The sequence below is a fragment of the Mucilaginibacter myungsuensis genome (assembly GCF_015222005.1).
Lineage (GTDB): Bacteria > Bacteroidota > Bacteroidia > Sphingobacteriales > Sphingobacteriaceae > Mucilaginibacter > Mucilaginibacter myungsuensis.
Genome location: NZ_JADFFL010000003.1, coordinates 237993 through 263153 on the forward strand (window position 1 = coordinate 237993; position 25161 = coordinate 263153).

The 25161-nt window shown below is 47.9% G+C and carries 20 protein-coding genes; 11 read left to right on the forward strand and 9 right to left on the reverse strand.

From position 1 onward, the window contains the following. Positions 1-111: 111 nt before the first annotated feature. The 3 genes from IRJ16_RS08630 to truA all read left to right on the forward strand — a co-directional run bounded on the left by IRJ16_RS08630 (position 112) and on the right by truA (position 6063). Positions 112-4545 (forward strand): translocation/assembly module TamB domain-containing protein, encoded by a 4434-nt coding sequence (locus IRJ16_RS08630; protein WP_194111154.1) that lies wholly within the window; start codon positions 112-114, stop codon positions 4543-4545. Positions 4546-4606: 61 nt separating this feature from the next. Next, positions 4607-5188, forward strand: coding sequence for a Crp/Fnr family transcriptional regulator (locus IRJ16_RS08635; protein WP_194111155.1), 582 nt, complete (start codon positions 4607-4609; stop codon positions 5186-5188). 68 nt (positions 5189-5256) lie between these two features. Further along, entirely contained in the window at positions 5257-6063 is an 807-nt protein-coding gene (truA, locus tag IRJ16_RS08640; RefSeq protein WP_194111156.1) for a tRNA pseudouridine(38-40) synthase TruA, read from the forward strand. Between the two features lie 4 nt (positions 6064-6067). On the opposite strand, the gene IRJ16_RS08645 is transcribed toward truA, so the two are convergent. Then, positions 6068-6466: a hypothetical protein gene (locus tag IRJ16_RS08645; RefSeq protein ID WP_194111157.1), complete on the reverse strand. Its 399-nt coding sequence runs from the start codon at positions 6464-6466 to the stop codon at positions 6068-6070. Positions 6467-6634: 168 nt separating this feature from the next. Here IRJ16_RS08645 and IRJ16_RS08650 point away from each other — a divergent pair, with 168 nt between their 5' ends. Both IRJ16_RS08650 and IRJ16_RS08655 read left to right on the forward strand, forming a co-directional pair. Continuing rightward, the gene (locus IRJ16_RS08650; RefSeq protein WP_194111158.1) at positions 6635-7060 is read left to right on the forward strand and encodes an SRPBCC family protein; all 426 of its coding nucleotides are present in this window, start codon (positions 6635-6637) and stop codon (positions 7058-7060) included. Positions 7061-7155: 95 nt separating this feature from the next. Beyond that, on the forward strand, positions 7156-7542 hold the full coding sequence (locus tag IRJ16_RS08655; protein ID WP_194111159.1) for a hypothetical protein: 387 nt from the start codon (positions 7156-7158) through the stop codon (positions 7540-7542). 77 nt (positions 7543-7619) lie between these two features. Here IRJ16_RS08655 and IRJ16_RS08660 read toward each other — a convergent pair whose 3' ends face one another. Continuing rightward, complete coding sequence (locus tag IRJ16_RS08660) at positions 7620-8162, reverse strand: OmpA family protein (protein ID WP_194111160.1); 543 nt, start codon at positions 8160-8162, stop codon at positions 7620-7622. 196 nt (positions 8163-8358) lie between these two features. Here IRJ16_RS08660 and IRJ16_RS08665 point away from each other — a divergent pair, with 196 nt between their 5' ends. After that, the gene (locus tag IRJ16_RS08665) at positions 8359-9867 is read left to right on the forward strand and encodes an alpha/beta fold hydrolase (protein ID WP_228079953.1); all 1509 of its coding nucleotides are present in this window, start codon (positions 8359-8361) and stop codon (positions 9865-9867) included. Between the two features lie 226 nt (positions 9868-10093). Beyond that, complete coding sequence (locus tag IRJ16_RS08670; protein WP_194111161.1) at positions 10094-11542, forward strand: TonB-dependent receptor; 1449 nt, start codon at positions 10094-10096, stop codon at positions 11540-11542. 16 nt (positions 11543-11558) lie between these two features. Here the strand turns inward: IRJ16_RS08670 and IRJ16_RS08675 are convergent, their stop codons facing one another. Continuing rightward, positions 11559-11756: a hypothetical protein gene (locus tag IRJ16_RS08675; RefSeq protein WP_194111162.1), complete on the reverse strand. Its 198-nt coding sequence runs from the start codon at positions 11754-11756 to the stop codon at positions 11559-11561. A gap of 315 nt (positions 11757-12071) precedes the next feature. On the opposite strand from IRJ16_RS08675, the gene IRJ16_RS08680 reads away from it, so the two are divergent. After that, positions 12072-13847, forward strand: a complete 1776-nt coding sequence (locus tag IRJ16_RS08680; RefSeq protein ID WP_228079954.1) for an alpha-L-fucosidase — start codon at positions 12072-12074, stop codon at positions 13845-13847. A gap of 57 nt (positions 13848-13904) precedes the next feature. Here IRJ16_RS08680 and IRJ16_RS08685 read toward each other — a convergent pair whose 3' ends face one another. Both IRJ16_RS08685 and IRJ16_RS08690 read right to left on the reverse strand, forming a co-directional pair. Continuing rightward, complete coding sequence (locus IRJ16_RS08685; RefSeq protein ID WP_194111163.1) at positions 13905-14549, reverse strand: hypothetical protein; 645 nt, start codon at positions 14547-14549, stop codon at positions 13905-13907. 136 nt (positions 14550-14685) lie between these two features. Then, the gene (locus IRJ16_RS08690) at positions 14686-15873 is read right to left on the reverse strand and encodes a GAF domain-containing sensor histidine kinase (protein WP_228079956.1); all 1188 of its coding nucleotides are present in this window, start codon (positions 15871-15873) and stop codon (positions 14686-14688) included. Positions 15874-16045: 172 nt separating this feature from the next. Between IRJ16_RS08690 and IRJ16_RS08695 the strand changes: the two genes are divergently transcribed. Beyond that, positions 16046-17131, forward strand: a complete 1086-nt coding sequence (locus IRJ16_RS08695; protein WP_194111164.1) for a carboxypeptidase-like regulatory domain-containing protein — start codon at positions 16046-16048, stop codon at positions 17129-17131. A gap of 4 nt (positions 17132-17135) precedes the next feature. On the opposite strand, the gene IRJ16_RS08700 is transcribed toward IRJ16_RS08695, so the two are convergent. Continuing rightward, positions 17136-18176 carry a family 43 glycosylhydrolase gene (locus IRJ16_RS08700; protein ID WP_228079958.1) on the reverse strand — a complete coding sequence of 347 codons (1041 nt, stop codon included), beginning with the start codon at positions 18174-18176 and terminating at the stop codon, positions 17136-17138. Positions 18177-18201: 25 nt separating this feature from the next. Beyond that, a complete protein-coding gene (locus IRJ16_RS08705; RefSeq protein WP_194111165.1) occupies positions 18202-19692 on the reverse strand; it encodes a glycoside hydrolase in 1491 nt (496 codons plus the stop codon). Between the two features lie 125 nt (positions 19693-19817). On the opposite strand from IRJ16_RS08705, the gene IRJ16_RS08710 reads away from it, so the two are divergent. Then, positions 19818-20792 carry a glycosyl hydrolase family 18 protein gene (locus IRJ16_RS08710; protein WP_194111166.1) on the forward strand — a complete coding sequence of 325 codons (975 nt, stop codon included), beginning with the start codon at positions 19818-19820 and terminating at the stop codon, positions 20790-20792. A gap of 35 nt (positions 20793-20827) precedes the next feature. Next, the gene (locus tag IRJ16_RS08715) at positions 20828-22177 is read left to right on the forward strand and encodes a Gfo/Idh/MocA family protein (protein WP_194111167.1); all 1350 of its coding nucleotides are present in this window, start codon (positions 20828-20830) and stop codon (positions 22175-22177) included. Positions 22178-22316: 139 nt separating this feature from the next. Here IRJ16_RS08715 and IRJ16_RS08720 read toward each other — a convergent pair whose 3' ends face one another. Together IRJ16_RS08720 and IRJ16_RS08725 are read right to left on the reverse strand one after the other, a co-directional pair. Further along, positions 22317-23399 carry a cellulase family glycosylhydrolase gene (locus IRJ16_RS08720; protein WP_194111168.1) on the reverse strand — a complete coding sequence of 361 codons (1083 nt, stop codon included), beginning with the start codon at positions 23397-23399 and terminating at the stop codon, positions 22317-22319. Between the two features lie 39 nt (positions 23400-23438). Further along, on the reverse strand, positions 23439-25139 hold the full coding sequence (locus IRJ16_RS08725; RefSeq protein ID WP_194111169.1) for an exo-alpha-sialidase: 1701 nt from the start codon (positions 25137-25139) through the stop codon (positions 23439-23441). Positions 25140-25161: the final 22 nt, after the last annotated feature.

Sequence of the window (25161 nt, forward strand, 5' to 3'; positions counted from 1 at the left end):
GTGGCAAATGCTGTTTAACATTCACTAAGTCGCTCACTCACTAATTCACTCATTGTATAAAGCTGCAAAGTTATTAAAAAAGTACTCAAAATAGCGCTTAGTATTGTCCTGGTGATCCTGTTATTGGTGAGCGTGCTGTTATTGGTACTGCAATACAAACCCGTACAAACTTACGTTGCCAAAAAAGTAGCCGACCATTTCTCTCAGGAATGGAAGACAAAGGTGTACATTGGTGGCCTTTACGTTAAGCCATTTTCATCTATTGTGCTGGACAGTTTGTATGTACTGGACAAGCAGAAGGACACCTTGCTCATTACGCCAAAGTTGACCGTCGAGCTTGACGGCTTCTCTGTTTTCAGCAGCATTAGCGAAAAGAAACTTCATTTTAGTTTGATCGAGTTGGATAATGGCTCCGTTTACCTAAAAAAGCTGAATGACACTACCAGTAACCTCGATTTTATCATTGATTATTTTGAATCGAAACCGAAAAAACCGGATACAGCCAAAACTCCGTCCAAGCCCTGGACGATGGTGTTCGACCGTTCGGTGGTGAAAAATTTCCGTTTCAGATATCTAAACAAAACGGCCAAAGAGATACATAGCAATGCTATCGATTTTGACAACTTGGATGTAAGCCGCTTGAGCGTAGATGTGCGCAACATGGACTTGGTGAACCACATGTTCAAAGGTGACGTGCGTAAACTGACCCTGCACGAAAAGAGTGGTTTCCACATCAATAACCTAACAGCGATCGCCACCGTCGACAGCAATAAGATCACGGCCGAGAAACTTTATCTGGAAACACCGAACTCGATACTGCGCGACTATTACAGCATGAAATTTGCCCGCTTTGGGGTGATGAGTGAGGATTACGTGAACAGTGTTATCATGGAGGGGAATTTCAAGTCGTCGCAGATATCATCTAAAGACATCACCTACTTCACCCCTACGCTGGATAAGACCAAGTTCGACCTTGGTATCGACGGTAAGATCAAGGGCACCGTAGCCAACCTAAAAGCCACCAACCTGATGGTGACCGCCGGACAGGCAACTTACCTCAAAGGCAATTTTAAAGTAAAAGGCCTGCCCGATATTGAGAGTACTATCCTGGAGTTGGACTTTGACCAGGTGGCCAGTAATAAAAAAGACCTCGACAAGATATACAATGACTTCTCGGGCACTAACAATCAAAAGCTGCCTGCCATTGTGGGCAAGTTCGGCAACTTTAATTTCAAGGGACGTTTCTCGGGTTTGACCAACGACTTTATCGCTTATGGCGAATTCAAGACGGCGCTGGGTAGATTTGAGTCGGATGTGAATTTGAAGATAGCTAAGGGTGGCCGCCCAAGCTACAGCGGCAACGTAAAACTCTATGATTTTGCCTTGGGCAAACTGATCGATCAGCCCGACCTCAACCGCATAACCGCCGTGGCCGATGTAAAAGGCAGCGGCGATGACCTGAAGTCGCTCACCGCTAATGTAAAAAGCCAGATCGCTTATATCGACTTTAATAAATACCGCTACCGCAACGTAAAGGTGGACGGGTCTGTTAACAGGCAAGTTTTTGCAGGGACGGTATCCGTAAATGATAAAAATGTTAACCTCCACCTGAAAGGCACTGCCGATATTGCTGGTTCGCGCCCGGATTACAACCTGACGGCCAGCATCATTAACGCAAGGCTGAATACGCTTAATCTGACCAAAGATACTATTACTTTAAGTGCAAATATTGATACCCGCTTTAGCGGCAACAACCTGAACGACATTACGGGCAAAGTTTCATTAAGTCCTATCCGTATTGTAGACCCAAGGCATAATTACCTGGTCGATTCGGTAAACCTCACCGCTTCAGGCTCGGGCCGCCAAAGGCTGATCAGCTTAACCTCGCCCATGGCCGATGGCAGCATTAAAGGCAATTACAACGTAGCCAGCTTGCCCGATTACTTTAAGTCGGTAGTGAAAAAATATGTACCATCGTACAAGGCAGATATCAAACCATTCAAGCCCCAGGAGTTTGATTTTAACCTCAAGATCAAAGATATCGACCCATTGCTGGCCCTGTTTGTACCCGGCCTTAGCATCCCTGACAAAGGCACTATTGTAGGCAATTTCGATTCGGCCGATCAGCAGGCCACGCTTAGTGGCTACATCAAAACCGTCAAATACGGCGGCATGGTACTGCACGATCTTATCCTTGACGAGAATACCACCAAAGATCAGCTGTCGGTCAACGTATCGCTCAACCAGATAGATATTACCAAGGACCTGTTTATCAAAAATGTCAACATATCTAATTTCATCAGGCGCGATAGCGTCAACTTCAACGTCAAACTTTCGGACGTGAACGCGACCAACCAGTTAGACCTTTACGGACTGGTAAAATTTGGCAAAGACACGGCCGCCTCGGTAAGCATCTTGCCGTCGGATGTGTTTTTAGAGCGTCAGCGCTGGAAGATACAGGAGCAGGTAAAGATCAAGTTTTTGGACGGCAAGACCCAGATATCCGGCTTTGAACTGACCAACGGCCAGCAAAAGGTGAAGATAAACGGCCTGATATCCGACGATGTAAAAGATCAGCTGAAGGTAGAGTTCGATAAGTTCAGCATGGCCACACTTAACCAGCTCACCAAGCCATCGGGCATTGCGCTTAACGGTTATGTTAACGGCGGTGTCACCCTAACGGCCATTACCAAAGCTCCGGGGGTGGATGCGCAATTACGCATAGATTCGCTGGCGATGAATGAGACACTGATCGGTAACGTGAAGATCGCTTCGACGCTGGATAACGACCGCTCGCAGGCTAAGGTTAAACTGAACATCCTTAACCGCGGATTGGAGACGATGGATATTTCGGGTTTGTATAACCTGGGCAAGGATACCGAAAGCAGTTTTGATTTCGACATTAAAATGAACCAGGCCGAGGCCGTGATGCTGAACCCTTTTGTAAAAGGTTTGGTATCTAACCTAAAAGGCCATATCTCTACCGATATTAAACTGACCGGCAGCCCTAAAGAGCCTAAATTGAATGGTAAGGTGATATTTGGCAACACCGGCCTGGTGGTTGATTATTTAAAGACCGCTTACACCATTAACGACGTTGTTACGATAGATAACAGCCTGATCAAAATTGATAAGTTGACCCTAACCGACGTAAAGGGCGGCAAAGCGGTGGTAACCAAGAGTACTGTTGACCTGAGAAAAATATCTGAGCCTACACTCGATATCACCATCGAGCCAAAGAATTTTCAGGCGCTCAATACTACTTTTAAGGATAACCACGTGTACTTTGGCACGGCTTACGCCACGGGTACTGTCAAATTTAAAGGCCCGGTAGATAATATGAGCATCGATATCAATGCATCGGCCGAGGAGGGCACGGTATTCAATATCCCGCTTAATACCTCGTCTACCGCAAGCGATTACGACTTTATCCGTTATGTGAGCCATACGGATACCACCCAAAAGATAGAATCGGTAAATTCCTTTAAAGGTATCACCCTTAATTTGGTGCTTCGTGTAGACGAAAAGAGTTTGGTAAAGATCGCTACCGATTACGGTAAGCTGGAAGGCCGGGGCGTGGCCAACAACTTGCAGCTCAAGATAAACAGCCTGGGTGACTTTGAGATGTTCGGCGACTTCCAGATATCGTCGGGTAAGTTCGAGTTTACGGCCAAGGACTTTATCAGCAAGAACTTCTCTGTCAATCAGGGCGGTACCATCCGCTGGACCAGTAACCCGGCCAATGCCGATATCAACCTGAAAGCCATTTATGAGGTGCGTACAGGTATCAACAACTTGTACACTGCGGCCGGCCTGACATCGCCGCAGGGTAACCAGCAAAAATTGGTACAGGCCGAACTGATCCTGACAAACACCCTATTGCAGCCGAAGATAGATTTTGATTTTACATTCCCTACCGACCCATCCATTAAAGATGACCTGGCCACTTACTTGCGCGACGAGAGTAACCGTAACCAACAGGCCCTAAGTTTGATCGTACGCCGCCAGTTCGCATCGGGCGCGGGTAGTAATATATCCGATCAGGTAACACAGACGGCCGAGCAGGCGTTGAGCGAGTTTGCCTTTAACAAACTGAACACGCTGATATCGCAATCCAACATCAAGTTTGCGGATATTAACATCCGCTCCACCAGTGATGCCAGCGCCACGCTAAGGTTTTTTGACGACCGCCTTATCTTTAACGGCAGTTTATACAACGCGTCGGGCAGTAATAACCTGTTCGGTAGTTCGGGTAGTTTCTTCGATTCGGATATCAACAACTTCACTAAAGATTTCGAGGCCGATTACCTGATCCGCCCGGATGGCCGTTTGCGCGGGCGCTACTCGTACCGGGTACTGAACGGTAACACGCTGGATTTTTTTAGCAACCAACTGGGCGTGCAGTATGTAAATGGCGTAGGCTTGGTATATCAGCGCGATTTTGACAGCATTGGCGAGTTTTTGAGGAGCTTGTTCAGGAGAGGGCGTAAACCCGCGGCGCCGGCGGTGACCGTACCCGGCAATACCGCAGTGATCAAAAATTGACGACGACGACGATCAATACCTATTATCGCACATGTTAACCAAGATCTGCTATCTTTAGATCATGCTGAGCCAGGATGATATCAATTTTTATTTGACCGTGTTTAGGGAACTATCCCTAACGGATATCATCGACCTGGTAAAACTGGCCAAACGCCGCGAGCTAAAAGCAGGCGACATCTTTATCCCCGAGGGATCCATGTCTAAACGGTTAGCCTATGTAAGATCGGGCCTTATCCGCGCCTACACTTTAAAAGCCAATGGCGAAGAAGTGACGATGATGCTGCGTTGGGAAAAACAACTGGTTGCATCGCTGGATAGTGTGGTACTTGGCAAGCCATCGCGATTCAACTATCAGGCCATGGAAGATACCGTGGTGATGGAAGTAGACTATCACCAGGCCTTGCAGATCATTGATAAAAGCCCCAAACTATCGGCCCAGCGACAAAACTTATTGTTAGAGATATTGGGCCAGGCGATGGACCGCATCGAGTCGTTTGTAATGCTATCGCCGGAGGAACGTTACCTGAAACTGGTAAAAGAAAAACCCAACATTGTTGACCGTGTAGCTGACAAACACCTGGCAACTTTGCTGGGCATAACGCCGGTATCGTTAAGCAGGATACGGAAGCGCATAGTGAAATAACAATGCTACGTTATCTGCAAGGGTAATATTTAAACCCTATTTTAGCGCGCTCATCAATACGATATCCTTTGCGCTACTTTTTCCATATCGCCTATCATGGCAGCAACTACAGCGGCTGGCAAAAGCACCCCGACGGACCAAGTGTGCAGGATGTTTTAGAGATAGCGCTAAGCCGGATCTTGAAAAGAACCACCATTGTTTACGGCTGCGGCCGTACCGATGCGGGTGTGCACGCAAGCCAGTTCTTTTTCCATATTGATGCGGACGAGGTGTGGGATTTTGATCTGATCTTTCGGCTGAACAATGTACTGCCTGATGATATTTCTATATTCGATATCATCCCGGCGCAAAATGATGCTCATGCTCGTTTTGATGCTATACAGCGGGGATATGACTATTACATCAATTGCTATAAAGACCCCTTTTTAAACCGGTTCAGTTCTTATTATCCGGCGGCGAACTGGGATCTTGGCAAAATGCAGCAAGCCGCCAACCTGTTATTAAAGTATAACGATTACTATGGCTTTTGTAAAACACCAGACCGTAACAAGCACACCTTATGCGAGGTGAGCGCAGCCCAATTATTCGCCGACGATACCGGCGACAGGCTGCGGTTCCATATTTCGGCTAACAGGTTTTTAGGTAAGATGGTGCGAACTATCATAGGTAAGCTAATGGATGTTGGGAGTAACAAGATCAGCGTTAAGGAATTTGAATCGATATTGGCCTATCCGCAATTAGCCGGCGAGATCAAACCGGCCTATCCGCAAGGTTTGTATCTGAGCAAAGTGACCTACCCGTATCTGGATCTGCCTGCCCGAAGTAGTTTCGGAACGATACTATCCGGCGAGGCAGCAAGCTGGACAAAAGTTTAAGCTGCTACTTTTTCTCCTCTGCTTCTTCTAACTGGTTCTTCAACACGGCAGCCTCTGCTTTTTCTACCACGATGCCCTGGCGGAGCAATCCGTATAAACTCATATACATATTGGCCACCCAAACCAACGAGAAACCGGCAATAATGTAACCACGCCAATCGTCAAGCAGTAATTTAAACCCCGTCAGCGCCAGGAATAGGATGGTGACGTAATGACTAAAGCAGTACTCGCAAGTAAAAAGGTAAAAGAACTTACGCTCGATGATGGTCTTACCCTGGTGGCAACGCTTGGCGCAATACTCGCGCGGCTCGCGAAAAACCTCCTCGTGGGTAACGGTCCAGGCCACACAGGCAATTGGGATAGCCAACAAGAATAACCATATGATCTGTGTGGTAAGCGCCATAGTTTGCTGTTTAACAGAATGTACAACAAGGATCGGGGGAAATTGATTGAGCATATTGATCAAGACGCAGATCACCCCACTAAATGTCGCATTCGGCTATCACAACAATATGATGATACCTTATATCTTTACATCAACAAAAACGCTAAAATAAAACACGATCAAATTATGGAAACCTCTAACAAAACAACCCTCACCGTTTCGGCTACCATTAACGCGCCCGTAGCTAAAGTTTGGGAATACTGGAACAAACCCGAGCATATTACCCAATGGTGCCAGGCATCACCGGATTGGCATGCGCCGTATGCCGATAACGACCTGCAGGTTGGCGGCACTTTTAAGACCACCATGGCAGCTAAAGATGGCAGCTTTAGCTTTGATTTTGGCGGTGTTTACAGCGAGGTTGAGGGGCACAAATATATAGCCTACGCAATGGGCGACGGTCGCGAGGTGAAGATCAAATTTGAGGCCGACGGCGACACTACCGCCGTGACCGAAAGTTTTGATGCCGAAACGCAAAACCCCATAGAAATGCAGCAAGCCGGTTGGCAGGCCATCCTGGATAACTTTAAAAAGTATACCGAAGAGAATTAAGCAATTAATATCGGTATCTTTATAACGCCGCTATTGAAACACAAGGGCGGCGTTTCTGTTGTGTAAGCGACCCGTAATTAAGCATATCGATATTTATGAAACGCATTTGGATCATCATTTCAGCAGTAGTTATCCTGATACTCATCGGCGTATTTTACTACCGCTACTATTACGTGTTTGGCGACGGTGTTAAAGCCGGCACCATGAATTACTTTGTACACAAAGGGTATGTCTTTAAAACTTACGAGGGGCGCCTCATCCAAAGCGGGATCCGCAGCCAAGTGCAAGGCAACATCGGCACTAACGAGTTCATGTTCTCGGTGACCGACCCTAAGGTGGCCGAAAAACTGAACCGCAGTGCAGGCGCATTTATAGAAGTTCATTACAAAGAATACCTGCACACCCTGCCATGGCGCGGCGTGAGCGAATTTGTAGTGGATAGTGTGATCACAGTAACGCCGGTTAGCCCTGTACAGCCTTAAGATCTTTTTCCAACGCAAATAAAAAAGGCAGGATCATTGTGATGATGATCCTGCCTTTTCTGTTTATGAACTATTTGTTATTTCTTCTTGATCTCTACCCTGCGGTTCAATGCACGGCTTGGCTCATCACTTCCTTTGGCAACCGGGTTGGCTTCGCCGAAACCCTTGGCTGTGAAAGCATCAACAGAGATACCACCATTTACCAGGTAAGTTTTTACGGCGTTGGCCCGCTCTACCGATAGTGACATATTGTGTTCGGGAGTACCTTCGTTAGATGCGTAACCATTTAAAGTAAAGGTGGCCGAAGCGTCTTTCTTCATTTCGGCAACGGCTTTGTCCAGGATCTGGTATGAGCTGGTCTTCAACACAGCCGAATTGAACTCGAACTGGATATTTTTAAAGTTATAGTCCGGTTTCAATATCGGCGACATCGGTGCGCCTGCATTAGCTTCAGGCTCCGGTGCTTTTTGCTCTTTTGGCGGTGCTGTTACGGGTGCAGGCTCGGGCGTGGCTACCGGCGGCGTTGGTTGTACTAAAGGTTTTTTGGCTTTACAGGCCGGCACTACGGTCACTGCTGCCAGGGCTATGGCTAATATAAAAAAGCTGCTTTTTAATTTCATGATAGATATAATTTATTCGGTTATAGAACGGGGTTTTACTTTTCAAATTGCCGATCGCCTATCGTTTCGTGTTAAAAACAGCAATTGGCGACGGCACTTATTGAACAAAGATAACAGGCTAAATATGTTTGCAAAATTTAATTTTCATGTAACACTTTCTTGCCGATGTGGTCTTTAAGGGCAATAACTTGCTACAATGAAGATCCACATTATAACAGCCCTTTTAATATTCACTATTGGCAGCGTTAGCGCTCAAATGAAGCGATACACGCCCAAAATAGAACCATGCGATTGCCGCTTTAAAATAGACAGTAGCTTTGTAAAGATCCTGCCCGACTATTTGAAAACCACCTACTCCGAACCGTTCCCCAAGATAGACAGCAGTTTTAAGACCCGGTGCGGTTACCTTATCGTGCCCGAGAACCGGAACAAGCGGAATGCTAAAATAGTCAAACTACCTTTCATTGTGGTAGAGAGTAAGAACCCGAACAAGAAGAAAGATCCGGTGCTATTTACCGCCGGTGGTCCAGGCAACAGCTCGCTCAGTTGGGCCTTGAATATCACCAAGGATGAACTGATCAACAAGCGCGACTTTATCGCCTTTGAACAACGTGGCACACGCTACGCCATACCGAATTTGCGGGTGCTGGATCTGGATGTAGCCATTAAAGAGTCGTACCGGAAAAACCTGAACAAGGACAGCATGCTGATCGTAGGCATCACCAAATACAAAAAAACGCTGGAGCAAAAAGGCATCGACCTGAGTGGCTATAACAGCGACGAGACCGTATCCGATATCCACGACCTGCTGACCGTGCTCAAAATAGATTCTGTCAATCTGTTAGGCGGATCCTACAGTGGCGCTTTGATGACGGCTGTTTTACAAAAAGATCCGTCGAGGATACGCTCGTTGGTCTTAGATTCGCCATTGCCGATGTTCGCGGCGATAGATGAGGACGAGCCGGCAAATTTCAACGCGGCTTTGCAGGAACTCTTCCGCCGTGTTGGGCGCGACTCGGCCGATCAGCAACGCTATGGCAATATGTACCAACGGTTTCTGACTTACTTTAATGGCATCACCAGCAAAACCTTCTATCTGTCCTATCTGGAAAAAGGAACCACTGATAGCCTCAAGATCGCCTACACCAAAAACGAATTGCTGATGGAGGTGCTGGATGCCCTGTCCGACCAAAACAAACGCAAGGATCTGGCAGCGATAGTCAACCAGATGATCGCCGGGAACCATGCACCCTACGTTAAACATTATTTAGACGAACTTTTCCGCCGCAACTCCGCGCCCGATGGTATGCGGATCGCCGTTAGCTGTGGCGACCAATCGGCCTATCACAGCAAGGAGGTGGTGCAAGATTTGTATAAGGCTTACCCCTACCTTACTAATTTCAGGATACATGATGTGCCACAGATCATGTGCGATTGCTGGAAAGTGCCACCTACCAAGCCGTCGACCAAGCTACCCTACTATTCTTTAAAACCCGCCCTGCTGGGCGATGGCGCTTTAGATCCGAATTGTAGTCCGCTTTACCTATCGCGCCTGAAACACTATATGCCCAACGCACAAACCTTCCTGTTCACCCAAAAAGGACATGGCGTTGGCGGCAAATACTGGAAAGAGATGATGCTGAAGTTTTTAGATGATCCGTATAGAAAGATATCATCGCCAAGTGCAGAGGTGGTGAAGTATTGATAAGATGCCCGATGGTGGCATAAGTTTCCCCAGCCATGTTTCCAAACTGTCGATCTACCATTAAATAACGGCTTCGTCAGTGGCGTTATTAGGTATTTTTTAGCTTTATCCGTACATTCGGCACGTTATATGCTGCTACCGGCATAGGTCGGCACGGATTATTGTCCGCACCGGCGGCAGGCTACCCGATCGGCCTGATGAAAAACGACCGCATAACGCTACAACTATGGGCTCACTTCCGTACAATAAAGACTTAGGTACCAAACAAAAAGCATTAACAATTAACCTTGATCCCCCTATCTATGGTTCGTTTGCCGAAATAGGTGCAGGTCAGGACATTGCAGCTCATTTCTTTAAGGCCGGCGGCGCGGCGGGGACCATCGCCAAAACCATGTCGGCGTACGACATGACCTTCTCTGACAGTATTTACGGCATCCCCGAAGTTAAACGTTACGTAAGTGAGCAAAGGCTAAAAGCAATGCTCGACCACGAGTACGGCCTGCTGATAGAACGTTTGGCCGGCAAACGTGGCGAGAATACTACTTTTTTTGCCTTGGCCGGTACCTTTTCGGCATTGAATTATCAACGTACCAATGACGGCCATGGCTGGATGGGTGTGCGTTTCCAGACCCAACCGGGCGGCATACCAAATGATGTGATCATTCACGTTAAGCTAAAGGATAACGAGAATAACCTGCAGCAACAAGCAGTGGGTACCTTGGGCGTAAATTTGTTGTTCGCCTGCTTTTACTACCGTGATAAACCGCTGGATTTTCTCCTATCATTGATGGATGAGTTATCGCGCGAGCGCATTCAAATAGATATGATCCATTTTGAAGGGCCGGAGTTTAACAAGGTGGACAACCGCTTGATGAGTTTATACCTGGTAAAGTATGGAATGACGGATGCGGCACTGTTCGGTCCGGATGGCAAGAACAGGCAAGCATCCGAGGTGTTGTATAAAAAACACATTGTGATCGTACGCGGCCGCTTCCGTCCGTTAACTAATGTTCACGTCGATCTGTTCAAACTTGGTGTCGAGCAATATAAACAGGAACCTGATGTAGACAAGGAAAACCTTGTAGTATTGACCGAGCTTACGTTACAATCGCTCAAAGAACGGGATGCCGACGAAAGTGCCTCTATTGACGAAAAGGACTTTTTAGACCGGGTAGATATCCTTTGCTCTTTGGGACAAACGGTATTAATATCCAACTTCCACGAGTATTATAAGGTGGTCAATTACCTGTCCAAGGTCACTAAACAAAAGATCGGTGTAGTGCTGGGTTATCCCAACTTAGAATATATATTTTCCGAAGAACATTATCGCGACTTGCAAGGTGGCATCCTGGAGTCCTTTTCTTCGCTGTTCAGTCGTAAAGTTAAACTATTCATTTACCCTACCCTACGCGACGGTGAGATACTGAACACCAGCAAATTTACTTTGCCGCCAAAGTTGATCGACCTGTATGAGTATTTGTTAGCTAACGATAAGATAGCTGACATCTGCAACTACAAAGAAGAGAACCTGAAGCTGCATACCGATAAGGTGTTAGATATGATCAAAGAACACCAAAGTGGCTGGGAAGAATTTGTGCCTGCTGAAGTAGCCAGCATTATTAAGGAGCGCAGCCTGTTCGGTTACGCCGGCGAGGAAACAGCCGTTGCCGAATAAGTAAGGCCTGTTTTTGCTATTCTTGTTTCAATACCGCCATTATTTCGGCTTTGATCTCGTCGGGACAGTTGCCGGTGACCTCAAAGCTTCCGATATCCATATTTACAGAGATAGATCCGCCGCATGCGCTTAGTTTTTGGCGTAATTCCGGACTTAGTTTCTTGAGCATAAGTTCCTGCATTTGCAGTTCCTCACGGCTGGCAATGCGTGTCATAATGTTTTTAATTTGGGTAGATGTAATTATTCTTTATACGAATAATTTTAATTAAAGATATAGCTTAAAGGAATACTGCTAAATACCTAATTGAAGTAGTTTTTGCGTGTTAGGAAACCTTATTTGCTTTGACAGAAACCTATGTAAACCCTTAAATGGGTGATCTGCCAATGCCAAAATAGCTGAATATAATACCAATTACGTACAGCAAACGGCCCGGCGATCCTGCTTATCTTAGGGTGAACCAGTTATTCCGATAAATAACTTTCCGTTTACCAACCGCCCTGCTATTATGGAGGGCTGCCAAACACTGCTATGATAGAATTAAAGCTACCCATTAAAGCCATGCTGTTAGCAGGCGTACTGACCGCCGACCGCGCCGCCGCTAACACCACGTTATTGACCGACAGCGTAAAAACAACATCGAAACACGCTATAGTAGAAACCGACCGCACCGCCTGGTGGGAGAAAGCCCGTTTTGGCATGTTCATCCATTGGGGTGTGTACACTATCCCGGCGGGTGTTTATAACGATAAAAAGATCCCCGGTCTGGGCGAGTGGATCATGCACGATGCCAAGATTCCGCTGGATACTTATAAAGCTTACGCCAAGCAATTTAACCCCACACAATACAATCCCGATGAATGGGTAATGATGGCCAAGGCCGCGGGTATGAAATACATTGTGATCACCACCAAACACCATGATGGCTTTGCCCTGTTCGACAGCAAAGCCAGTGATTGGAACGTGGTAAAAGCCACGCCATACGGCAAAGACCTGATCAAACCATTGGCCGATGCCTGCCGCAAGCAGGGCATGAAACTGGGTTTCTATTACTCCCAAGCTAACGATTGGACCAACCCGGGTGGCGCTGCCGCAGGCGGCCATTGGGATAAAGCCCAGGATGGTAGCATGGACGATTACATTGATAAAGTAGCCATACCGCAGGTGAAAGAGATACTGACAAAATACGGTGACGTAGCCGAACTTTGGTGGGACGTCCCTACCGGCATGACCAAGGAACGCGCCGCTAAATTCCTGCCAATAGTGGCTATGCAACCAAACATAATTACTAATGATCGTTTGGGTGGTGATGTTAAAGGCGACCTGTTCACGCCCGAGCAATATATCCCGGCAACAGGTATATCGGGCTTGTGGGAAACCTGTATGACCATGAACGATACCTGGGGCTTTAAAACCACTGATCATAACTGGAAATCATCGCAAACGCTGATCCGAAACCTGATCGAAACATCAAGCAAGGGTGGCAACTACCTGCTTAACGTTGGCCCCGAGCCTACGGGCAAATTCCCGCAACCTATTGTGGAAAGATTGGACGCGATCGGTAAGTGGATGAAGGTGAACAGCGAGTCTATTTATAATACCACACCAAGTCCGTTCAAAGTATTGACATGGGGCCGCGCCACTACCCGCCACGAGGCTAATGGTAATACCACACTTTACCTGCATGTGTACAACTGGCCGACCGATGGCAAACTAATGGTGACCGGCTTACAGAACGAGGCGATATCTGCCAAATTATTAGCCAACGGCAAAGCACTTACAACTTCTAAAACCGACGGTAACCTGTACGTAAATGTACCGGCAAACGCATCGGACGAGAATGCGACCGTGATCAAACTATTGATCAAAGGTAAGCCTGATGTAACCCCATTCGTCCCAACGCAAGAAGCTGATGGCACGATCGCCCTGTTACCCGGCTATGCTGATATGCATGCTGCACAGGGTGGCGAAGCCATGCGTGCCGAAGGCGGCAACGAGCAGAACATCGGTTACTGGACCGACCCAAAATCGTCAGCATCATGGAAATTTGTGGTGAAGAAAGCGGGGACATACAAAGTAGAGACCGCGGCAGCTTCCGAAAAAGGCACTAAGATCACCCTTAAGTCGGGCAGTGAAACGCTAAATGCCGATGTTGATGCTACCGGCGGTTACGGCAGGTATAAAAAGTTAACCCCGGGTACTTTCACATTCTCTGCACCTGGTACTTACACTATATCCTTAGCATCCAACACCGGCACCTGGAACCCTGTGAACGTGCGTAAGATCATATTATCCCCTGCTAATTGATATTAGGCCTCAGACTTACGAAGTTTTAAAAACTTCGTAAGTCTTTATAGTTTTTTGCTACTGCCCCGCCAACACAGGTTTATCCGCCTCGGTAGCTATAGCGGCTTTATAAAAGATCAGCTTTTCTTGCTGACTGCTGCCCTCAAACTCTATCCAACCGTAATATTTTTTGCCTTCTTTGGTAACCTGTATTGGTAAATACAAGTGGCCTTTATCGGTCCAGTTGCCGCGCCAGGTAACGGCCCTGCTGGTGCTGTTCTCTACCCGGCGCATCACTACGGCCGCGCTTACGTTATACCATTCAGATGAGTTGAGCCCTTCGTGAATGACCTGTCCGCTGTTCAGTGGTGGCAGTATATCGTCGCCCGTAGTTGCATCTGTGCTGAAATTCAGGAAGCTCGACACAACTGAATTAGCCATAAAATCCAGCTTCACAATATTGTTCAGATTGTCGGCAACGTATTGGGTATAAAACACCACATCATTCTTACCATCCTTGTTAAGATCAATAGCCACAGCCTCCTGCATTTTTAAACTTTTGCCGCTCAGATCGGTGTAGATCATTGTGGGCTGGTCCTTCGGCGGATCAATGACCGGCGTTGGGATAGATACAGGTGTTGGGTCTTGTTTGGAGGTCGATTTTTTGCAACCTGCAAGTGCAATTATCGCAACGGCGATGCAGGCATAATTTTTAAAATTCATGTGTGATAACATTTTACTTATTGAACATTTGTCACGTTATGCTAACGGGTAGACGAATTATCTGCCGCTGATGTTACAGGCGGTTGCAATAATTATCGTCCGGTAAAATGCTCTTACGCAGGCAAAATGGTTTTCGCTACTGGTAAATGTTATTTGGGGTGGTAAAAGTAAAAATGGTGGTTTCATCGTCCGACCGAACCTCCAAAGTACCGCCGTGGGCACGGGCTATTTCTGATGCGATGTACAATCCCAAACCTAAGCCATCTTGCCCCGGTTTTTCGTGCCCTTTGGCAAATGGTTGAAAGATGTTGGCCATAATGCTTTCGGGGATCGGCTTACCGCTGTTCTGTATAAATAACAAAAACTTGTTCGGGCCACTCTCGGCATTGATCAGGATCGGACCGTCTGCCGCACCGTGGATCAGGGCGTTGCCCAACAAGTTAGAGAATAGTTGTGCTACCCGTTTACTATCGCAATACACAGGGTGCTCCAGGTCGGTTTGCAGGTCTATTTCCCGCTCCGGCCATATCAGTTGCAGTTCTTCTACCACGTGGCGTAAAGGCAGTTCCATTTGCTCGGCCGATTGTTGCAGCACTATGCCTGCCCCCATACGCCCTCGGGCAAAATCGGTCAGGTTATTGATCAAACCCATCATCCGGTGGTGCGAGTTAAGCAACACCCCGGCAAAGCGTTTGGTGCCGGCCTCGTCCAGGCGGCCGCGATGCATCAGCTGGGCTACATTTTTTACCGCGCCTACAGGGTTACGCAGATCGTGACTAAGCACGGCAATGAATTGCTCGCGCAGCACAGCTATCTCCTTCTCTTGCGATAGGCTGGTCTGCGCTGCCTCCAATTGCTCATAATTATCAAAGTGCATGGATATCAGCTCGGCGTATAGGTTGAACATCCCTATTGTTTCGGGATTATTTACTGCTGCCGGGTTAGGGTCAATAGCGCATAACGTACCGAAGAAACGCCCACCCTTAAGCCAGATCGGTACCGATATATAACTCCGCAATCCATACAACAAAGGGGTGTGATGACCTTTGTATTTACTGTCCAGTTCAAAATCGTCTACAACTATCTCTTCCCTAAACTCGCGCACCTCGTGGCAGAGAGTGGTCTCTACCTTAAGTTCGCCACCTACTTTTAAACCAAAGTTGATATTGTCCTTAACGGCGCAGGCCACCCAGCGGTCCTCGGTAACGCGGGCCACGGTAGCGAAGCCCATGCCTGTGGTGCGGCATATCACATCCAAAATAACCGGGATAGCAGTGATAGCGGTAATGGCCTTAATATCAGCGGGTATGGTGTGAGTATTCAAACTATTGGCGTAATTGGAAATAAAAATACGGTATTGACGCAAAGATGCAAACCAATGCAACCGATCTTTTTAACTTATTTGATAAACGTTCATTTTAAAAGATAGTTTATCCGCTGATTTAGCTATTTTAAAAAAAATGCCTAACATTGGGTAACCTATTGCGATACGTTATATGAAACCTAAATTTTTATCCATCTGCTGCCTGTTGCTGTTGATCAGCGTTAGCGGCATCGCGCAAACCACCTACTCTATTAGCGGAAAGATCAAGTCGGCCAAGGGCGCGCCTTTAGAAGCTGCGACGATATTTTTGGCCGGATCGCAACGCGCTACCATCACCAATGCCGAGGGCGAGTTCACACTGAATAATATCGAAGTGGGCACTTATGATCTGATGGTGAGCATGATCGGTTACGCGCCCATCAAACGCAACCTCATCGTTCGGGACGCACCAGTGACCTTCGATACGGTGATGCAGGTAAAGCCCGTTATGTTGGCCCAGGTGAACATTGGTCGGAAGGTGGACCGGGAGAGCTACCTGAAGACCTTTATCAAATATTTTATGGGCGAATCGGCCAATGCCAAGGCTTGTAAGATCATGAACCCTAATATTATCGAATTCAGCACCAATAAGTCTGAGTTGAAAGCCTATACCGAGGATTTCCTGATCATCGAAAACCCTAAACTTGGCTATCGAGTTAAATACCTGCTGCGCAATTTTAGTTACGACAGACTGCGCGACGCGACCTTTTACGAAGGCGAATCGGTGTTTGAAGAACTACCCGGCACACCCGAGCAACAAAAGACCTGGGTCACCAACCGCCTGCTGGCTTACAATGGCTCAATGATGCATTACCTGCGTGCCCTGTACGCCGATAATACGCGCGACCAAGGCTTTTTGACCTACCAAATGCTGAATACCCTGCCACCGATCGAAGTGACACCTAACCCTATCAATACCGAACAGTTGATCAGCCGCACGGACAGTAATTTTATGCAGTTCAGGTACAAACACCGGTTGTATGTGCTGTATGATAAGAAGAAGGCAGCGGCCGACAAAAAGCCGTCGACAAAAGAATCAGAAACGATGAAGCTGGACGATAAGGGGTCTATCTTTATGATGGATGGCGAGGTTGATAAACGCGGGAGCATAGCCCAGCAAAAAGCATTGCTGATCCAAAACTTTTGGGGCAAAAAAAGGATCGGCGATCAGCTACCTATCGAGTATGTGCCGCCAGCCGCCGATCCCGGGTCTAAATAGCGTTTTACTTTTTAACTACCGGCCAGCCATTCTCCCAGCTCAATTTGCGGATGCCTAAATGCTGATCCCTATCGGTGGTGTAAGTGTGGTAGGCCATCCAATCGGCGCCATCAAAGCCGGCTACCGAGTTGTGGCCTAAGGCGTAAACGGTTTTGGGTTCGGTAGTGTCGCCGCCTAACAGCAGTGTGCCGCCGCCTTTGGCCAGGTCCTTGCCGTCTCTATCCAGATATGGTCCAGTGATCTTTTCGGCACGACCTACGCGAATGTTATACGTGCTCCTTACACCCGAGCAGCAACTATCCCACGACAGGAACAGGTAGTAGTAATTATCCTTCTTGTAGATGAACGGAGCTTCTAACGCGCCATCACCCGGATCCTTATCGTTATACTTATAGTCGCGCGGGCGGCTGGCAATGGTGTACCATTCCTGCGGTTCGGCCACGGTCTTAAGGTCGGGGTTAAGTTTAACCAGTTTCAGGCCATTCCAGTGCGAACCAAAGCTGAGCCAGCCGGTACCGTTCTCGTCTACAGCAAGGTTAGGATCGATCGCATTCCAAGCATCACGACCTAATACCGACTGTACCACCATTCCACCGTCGACCCATTTATAATCTTTCGACTTAGGGTCTAAGGTTTTATTGGTAGCCACACCGATCACCGAGGTGTTAGTGCCGAACAGCGAAGTAGCATAATACAGATACCATGTCCCCTTATGAAAACTCAGGTCGGGGGCCCAAAAACCTAAACCCTTAAAGGCGGGTAGCTTTTGCGCCACCCACTCCGGAGCCCCGCTAAAAACGGACGGCTGCTTGGTCCAGCTTTTCATGTCTTTCGATGACCATACCTGTATGCCGCCCCCGGTGTGATAGGCGTAGTAAGTGTCTCCTTCTTTAACCAGGCAAGGGTCGCGCACAACGGGGTCGGTAGTAACATCGCCCACCTGCATACGGGTAGGGCGACGAGCGTTATTGACAGGTGGCGTCTGCTGCGCATAAGCTGATATGCCGCAGGCCAGCATCAGGGTGAATAGTAAAGTTTTGTTCATGGTGGTTTATGTTTTGGTGTTGAGTTTATAGGATGGTGGTCAGGATCACTACGCCTTTTGATGGCAAACTGATCTTGACACCTTTATCTGAGGCGATATTCTTAATGGTCTTTTTTGCTACAGGGAACCCTTTAGCGTCGACCAGCCGATCAGCGTCAAAATAGTTGAACTGATGCAGGGTAAGTTTAGCCTTGTCTGCCAAATTAAGGCTTACCGTATTCGGTGTATCGGTAGCGTTGACTAAAATAAAAGTATAATGCGTTTGACCCTTGTCCTCAAAGCTGATCGCCGTTGTCCTTAGTCCGGCAATGCCTGTGCTATCGGTCTTTAAAACCTTACTGCCCGGCGGGACATATTTTGACAGCAGCGACCATGTGTAATACCATGGTCTCAGCTTCTCTAATTCGGGTTTACCTTTCTCTTCACCGAAGCTGTCCCAAAGGCCCCATTCCTTCCATTCATAATCGTTCAGGTCGCCATTGTTGGCCTTACGGCTGGCTACATGCATGGCATCATCTAAAGCCCAGGCTATCATACCTGCCTGACCGGCGCGCATGCTTTGTACCGCATAATCGGCCATCCAAACGCCGTACTGAAAAGTGCCGATCATCTTTTGCTGATCTTGAGTTTTGCTCTTACCTTCAAGCATCCCGGCCTCGCCCATAAAAAAGGGTTTTTCTTTGCCTTTAGAATCGTTAGTGTTGATATAGTCGCGATAGTAGGCGATGTCTTTCTCGTAATCCGCGCCTTCAATTTCTTTAGCGGTGGCGTACCAATGGATCTCGTAGGCATCCATCGCGTTCACCAACTTTTTATCGGCAATGATCTGTTTTATCCAATGGTTATCCCAGGCCACATCCGGGCCAACGATCTTTATCCTATCCCGAAGGTTTCGGGCTTTCAACTCGGTATCCAAATTCAGGATCGATGTGCGCCAGGTGGCAAAACTTTCGGTGTACATCCAGTCGCCATTGGGTTCGTTACCCAGATTGTAGTATTTGATGCAGGTGTATTTTTTTGTGTTGATGAGGTGTTCCAAAAAGTCGCCGATGATATAGGTCCAACGCGGGTCGTATTCCTGTATGCCGTCAAATCGTAGCTGTTTGCGGGTGCGGTCTATAGTGTTACCCTTACCTGAAGGATCGCCCCATTCGCCCAAAACGACGGTCACACCTCTCGACTGGCAGTAGTCCAGTATCCGGTAAAGCACCTTGGCGGTGTTGGAGTTAAAGTCGTAGACCGGCTGCCCGCCCAATGGGAAGGTCTTGCAGTAAAGCGTTGCGTTCATCACTACACGGGCAAACTTTAGTTGCATAAAATCGAGCCGGTCGAAGGTCTGCTGCCAGTCGGCATCGCTCAGATCGCGGGTCTCGTAGGGGTCCCATTGAACGCCGTTACCTAAATAATTGTTGGTGAGGATGCGGGTAGGATCAACCTTGACCGTGGTTTGCGCAGACGCATCTACAGTAAAAAGCAGCACTAAAGCGGTGAACAGGTGGCGTAGATGGTTTCTCATTCAGCGGGTCCGGAAAATTGGTTCTTCTAATATAGGCACGGTGTGTCGGTCGATGGCTATCTGTCTCAAAATAAAAATACAGCGTAATAAAATTCTTACCATATTTGGGTTAAACCATCCCCTTGATGAAATTTTTACGGTCGCCGATAATTTTCGCATCAATTAGCCTGATGCTTTGTGTCGCCATAACTGAACAGGTGATGGCCCAGCAAAGCAAATTTAGGGTGGTCGGCTACCTCCGCAAAAACGATATCGAAAATGGCAATGCTGCCACTGTGGATCTGGATAAGGTTAAGGTGATAAACATCGCCTTTATCAACCCCGATAAAAATGGCGAGCTGCGAGCCATGCCGTCCTTAAAAGCCTTTGTAGATCAGGCGCATCAAAAGAACGTAAAGGTTTTGGCTGCCATCGGCGGCGGCTCGGCACCGGCCTATTATACCGATCTTTTGTCTGATAGTTTACGGGCAAAAGTAACGGCCGGTCTGGTGAAATTTGTTATAGACAACGACCTTGATGGACTGGATGTGGACCTGGAGGGGTCACGTATAGACGGCCACTACGAGGCCTTTGTGATAGCCCTTGCCGATGCGCTGAAGCCTAAAGGCAAATTGATCACAGCGGCTGTAGCAACGGGCTATAAATATACCGATGCTGCCCTGCAACGCTTCGACTTTATCAACATCATGTCCTACGATAAAACAGGACCGTGGCGCCCTGCTAATGCGGGTCAGCACTCGCCCTATGACATGGCCGTATCCGACCTTCAACATTGGGTATCGGTAAAAAAGATCAGCAAAGAAAAACTGAATATCGGTCTTCCATTTTACGGATACGGCTTTGGCGCCCGAGCGCCGGCTGATGCAAGTTATAGATCCATCATAAACAAGTATCCGGATGCCCACCTTCGCGATACGGTTGGCACCACAGGTGGCGGCGTGATCTATTATAACGGTGCAGCTACCATTACGGCCAAAACAAATTTTGCGCTAGCGCAAGCGGGCGGCGTAATGATCTGGCAACTACTGCAGGATGCTACAGGCCCGCATTCGTTACTCAATATTATCGACCGAACTATAAAAACCAAAAACACAAAATAAGTAAAGCCGGAATAGCGGCCATAAATATCATTATCATGGAGAGACGAGAGTTTATCAAAAACAGCGCGGTGACCGCCGCAGGGATCACTATTTTACCGTCGGGCAGTTTGTTCGCATCCGCAGATCAAAAAGTACGTTTGGGCTACATTGGCGTGGGTGCCCGCGGCATGAGCCACATATCCGAAGCTTTGCTGCGCGACGATGTGGAGATCGTGGCTATTTGCGATACCCAGGAGCGGTCGCTCGGTATCTGCCGTAACGCTATCGCAAAAAAAGGCCGCGCGGCCGCTAAAGAATTTACCGGTGGCACCGATGCTTATAAAAAACTGTTAGAGTTAAAGGATATCGACGCGGTGATAATCTCTACCCCGTGGCAGTTCCACTTCGCGCAGGCTATTGACGCCATGAAGGCTGGCAAATACGTGGGCTGCGAGGTTATTGCCGGATTGACCGTTGATGAACACTGGGAGATCGTTCGCACATCTGAAAAGACCGGCATGCCTTACATGACCTTAGAGAACGTTTGCTACCGCCGCGATGTTATGGCCGCGCTGAACATGGTTCGGCAAGGATTATTCGGTGAGGTATTGCACGTTGAAGGTGGCTATCAGCACGACCTGCGTAAAGTACTCTTTAACGACGGCAAGCAAATGTATGGCGGCGGTGTAGAGTTTGGTGAAAAAGCCTACAGCGAAGCCCAATGGCGCACCCAATATAACGTAGATCGCCCCGGCGATCTGTACCCCACCCATGGTGCCGGCCCGTGCATGAATTATTTGGACATTAACCGCGGTAACCGTTTCACCAAGATCGTATCGTTCGGTAGTAAAGCGCGGGGCTTGGCGGCTTATGTGGCAGAACTTTCTCCCGGTCACCCGAATGCTAAACTGAACTATCGTAACGGAGACATTAACCAAACCATGCTTACCTGCGCCAATGGCGAGACCATGTTGCTGACCCACGACACCCACCTGCCGCGCCCATATTCCTTAGGTTTCCGCATAGACGGCCTTAAGGGCACCTGGATGGACGTGAACAAAAGCGTTTACATTGAAGGTAAGTCAAAGAAATACGACGTTTGGGACCCGGCACAAGAATGGTTCGATAAATATGACCACCCGCTATGGAAAAAATACGCTAAAGAAGCCGAAGGCGCCGGACATGGCGGTATGGACTGGTATGTGTTCAATGCGTTCATCACCGCTGTCAAACAGAAAAAGCAAACCCCTATAGACGTGTACGATTCAGTAACGATGAGCGTGATCGCGCCGCTATCTACCCAATCTATCAACGAGGGTAACAAGACTTTGGAGTTCCCTGATTTTACCAAAGGTAAGTGGAAGGACAGGAAGAATACTTTTGCTTTGGATGATAGTGGATTGTAGTTTCATGGTGGCTAATTAACCACGAAGGACACAAAGTAAGGAAAGCACAAAGAGCATAAAGCCTTGCAGGTAATAAACTTGCAAGGCTTTATGCTGTTTGTGAAAACCTTCGTGGTCTTTGTGTTTAGATCATCAGTGTCTACCTCCCGGTCGTTTTTTTGATCACATCCGTCTCTTCGGCCTTGTACGGTGAACCATCTTTACGGAAGATATCGTGGAACCAGATCAGCGGTTCGCCGCCGTTTGGCATTGGGGTATCCCAGGCGAAAATGGTGTTGGTCTTACCGGCAACAAAGCCCCAGTTAATTGCACCAACGTTCTCTTTCTTCAACATCGGCATTACGTTGCTGAATAAGCTTTTACGGGTGCGGGCCATGTATTCGGTACAGATCAGCGGGCGGTCGTGGGTTTTTAAAGTGCGCACTTCAGCCTCGTGTACGGGGGCATCGTCGTAGTTATGATAAGTAACAATGTCCGAGTTCAGCACCTGATAAGCATTCAGTTTCTCAAATGACAGATCCCAGATACCTACCGATAGCGGCTGATCAGGGTTAACCTCGCGCGCCCAACCAAATACTGACTTTACCAGCGGCAATGAGGTTTCGCGTTTGCCTTTGTTGCCAGGCTCGTTGTATAGATCCCACAGCAGAACGCGTTTATCGTGCGCGAAAGTGGTCAACACATCCTTAACATATTTTTCCAGACGAGGCATGGTTTTAGGGTCTTTCATGGCCGGTACGCCCGGATCCATAACCCAGCCCGAATTGTGCACACCGATCTTTACCTCGGGTTGCTTGCCAATTTTAGGATCTTCGTTCCAGCAGTCATCAAAAAACACGAACATGGTTTTGATCTTGTGCTTATCGGCGATCTCCAGGTATTTGCTCACACGGGTCTTGAAACCTTTAGGGTCGGCCTCGTAAGCCAGACTGTGCAGGAACACGCGCATGGCGTTAAAACCAATGCCTTCGGCATAACCTAATTCACGGTCGATGGTGGTAGGGTCAAAAGTATCGGCCTGCCACATCTCTAACTGGTTAATGGCACTGCTCGGGGTAAAATTAGCGCCGGCTATCCAGGGCTGTTGGGCGTACCAGGCTTTCGCTTTCTCTACCGACCAGCGTTGGCCCTTAGCAGCAGTAGTTTTTTTGGTTTGCGCATCGGCAGTATAGGCTCCGGCCAGCAGGGCGCCTGCCAATAGCAAACTGGTTAATTTTTTCATGTTTGATGGAATTGGTGTTTTCGTTGAATAAATGCGCCCCTAATATAGCTTAAGTGTACACCAGGTAAAAGGCTTTTCTGTTTCGTTGCCCGAAATTGTTTCAGTATAGCCCGGTTTTGAGCCGTTCGGTGGCACTATCAGCGACATATTGAAGCCCATTCGGGTGTTGGGTTTGGGTTGCCCGCCTAAAAACTTCCAGGGCAATGCCACATCCGCAAAGTAACCATCCGCTTGTTTTTTTAATGACACTTTGAACCGTTGGTTTATTTTTTCCCATTGACCGGCCTCTCCCTCGAAGACAGTGACCTCGCCATTGGCAGTAAGCGATAACTTAAATATGCTTTTGCCGGGCATATCATAACTTCTGTTTTGAGGGTCGATAAATAGCTCCACATCAGGTGGGTTCGAGGCTACCGTATCCAGATCAGCTACCTTTACGGTCAGATGTAGGTCTTTATTATCAGCTGCAAAATATCCCCGCAAGTTAACAGGCCCTTTTTGTCCAATGAACATCTGATATTTGTCCTTAGCAGTGATCTGTCTATTCGTCCCGTCAGGAACAGCCAAATTTTTCTTCACCATAATTTCGGGCATTACATGCCCCCTGATCATGACCACTTCGCCTTTGCGTTTATCCGAGTAGTTTGCTGTGCTGGTCAGTGCCGCAACATCTCCGTTATCTAACACGGTCAAGCTATTCCATAAACCTGACCTATCCGCCTTCAGATCAAATGGCACCGACTTACGGGTAAAGTTCCGGCCGGAGGGATCGCCGATCACTACTTTCATTTCCGAATGGTTCATATTATTGATGCGCCCTTCTGTTCCCTGATAGGATAAGATCGTCTCGCCCGACGGTAGTTGGCGTAAGTATGGTGCACCCGCATAGATGCTGTCAGGGATCTTATCAGCTAAAACATATTCTCTGTCAGCGCTTTTGGCATCTACCGTAGCAGCCCAATTATTTTTGACGCCACTCCGGATCATGTAAGGTTTAAAGTTCTTGAAGCCATTATCCTCTATCGCGAAAATGATCTCCTTGCTATCTTTTAACAATACCGGCACCGGCATACCATCCCTTGATCCTTTGCGGAAACTTACCGCAATGGCGGTCGACCAGGTAAGACCACCATCCTTTGAGCGTACCATAGAGATATTTTGCTCGTTAGTTTTGGTGAAAGGGCCTTCGTTGGCAAAGAATAACTGTATCTCGCCATCGGGCATTTGTATGGCCGATGGTTCCCAACAGCCATCCTCAAATTTGCTACCTGCCTGGTAAAGAGTGCGCTCGTCAGTCCAGGTTTGGCCACCATCGTAACTCTTTTTAGTTTTAATACCGAAATGTTGGGTGGTGTCAGTACCGCGTGGGCGCGGGTTGTACATGGCCAGCAGCGACCCATCTTGCAATTGCAAAATATCGGGCACAGCCATGGCAATGCTGTTCTGCCTTGCCGCAATAATTATTGGTTCGGACCATGAAAAATTAACATGCTCGCTACTGGTGATCACCGTGTTACCATCAGCCTCGTAAATACAGCGCAAGGTGTTATCTTTTAATTGTATCATACGGGCATACCCCGCGTTGCGGAAATTATCTGACGATATTTTCCGTAAGGTCCGTGCATCCCAGGCAATACGTATGCCCTCCACAGGCGGGTGGTAAGTTTGAGCGGACGCAGGCCGACCACAAGCCATCGCAACAAGCGACAACCCCAACAATTTGATAACGATACTTTTCACGGCGAACAGTGTGATGGTTTGC

Excerpts from the sequence above, each read along its gene's own strand:
- IRJ16_RS08660 (WP_194111160.1), bottom strand. The coding sequence starts at position 8,162 with ATGAAATTAAAAAGCAGCTTTTTTATATTAGCCATAGCCCTGGCAGCA.
- IRJ16_RS08685 (WP_194111163.1), bottom strand. The coding sequence starts at position 14,549 with ATGAATTTTAAAAATTATGCCTGCATCGCCGTTGCGATAATTGCACTT.
- IRJ16_RS08680 (WP_228079954.1), top strand. The coding sequence starts at position 12,072 with ATGATAGAATTAAAGCTACCCATTAAAGCCATGCTGTTAGCAGGCGTA.
- IRJ16_RS08710 (WP_194111166.1), top strand. The coding sequence starts at position 19,818 with ATGAAATTTTTACGGTCGCCGATAATTTTCGCATCAATTAGCCTGATG.
- IRJ16_RS08655 (WP_194111159.1), top strand. The coding sequence starts at position 7,156 with ATGAAACGCATTTGGATCATCATTTCAGCAGTAGTTATCCTGATACTC.
- IRJ16_RS08635 (WP_194111155.1), top strand. The coding sequence starts at position 4,607 with ATGCTGAGCCAGGATGATATCAATTTTTATTTGACCGTGTTTAGGGAA.
- IRJ16_RS08720 (WP_194111168.1), bottom strand. The coding sequence starts at position 23,399 with ATGAAAAAATTAACCAGTTTGCTATTGGCAGGCGCCCTGCTGGCCGGA.
- IRJ16_RS08715 (WP_194111167.1), top strand. The coding sequence starts at position 20,828 with ATGGAGAGACGAGAGTTTATCAAAAACAGCGCGGTGACCGCCGCAGGG.
- IRJ16_RS08705 (WP_194111165.1), bottom strand. The coding sequence starts at position 19,692 with ATGAGAAACCATCTACGCCACCTGTTCACCGCTTTAGTGCTGCTTTTT.
- IRJ16_RS08665 (WP_228079953.1), top strand. The coding sequence starts at position 8,359 with ATGAAGATCCACATTATAACAGCCCTTTTAATATTCACTATTGGCAGC.
- IRJ16_RS08700 (WP_228079958.1), bottom strand. The coding sequence starts at position 18,176 with ATGAACAAAACTTTACTATTCACCCTGATGCTGGCCTGCGGCATATCA.
- IRJ16_RS08670 (WP_194111161.1), top strand. The coding sequence starts at position 10,094 with ATGGGCTCACTTCCGTACAATAAAGACTTAGGTACCAAACAAAAAGCA.
- IRJ16_RS08650 (WP_194111158.1), top strand. The coding sequence starts at position 6,635 with ATGGAAACCTCTAACAAAACAACCCTCACCGTTTCGGCTACCATTAAC.
- IRJ16_RS08695 (WP_194111164.1), top strand. The coding sequence starts at position 16,046 with ATGAAACCTAAATTTTTATCCATCTGCTGCCTGTTGCTGTTGATCAGC.
- IRJ16_RS08645 (WP_194111157.1), bottom strand. The coding sequence starts at position 6,466 with ATGGCGCTTACCACACAGATCATATGGTTATTCTTGTTGGCTATCCCA.
- IRJ16_RS08675 (WP_194111162.1), bottom strand. The coding sequence starts at position 11,756 with ATGACACGCATTGCCAGCCGTGAGGAACTGCAAATGCAGGAACTTATG.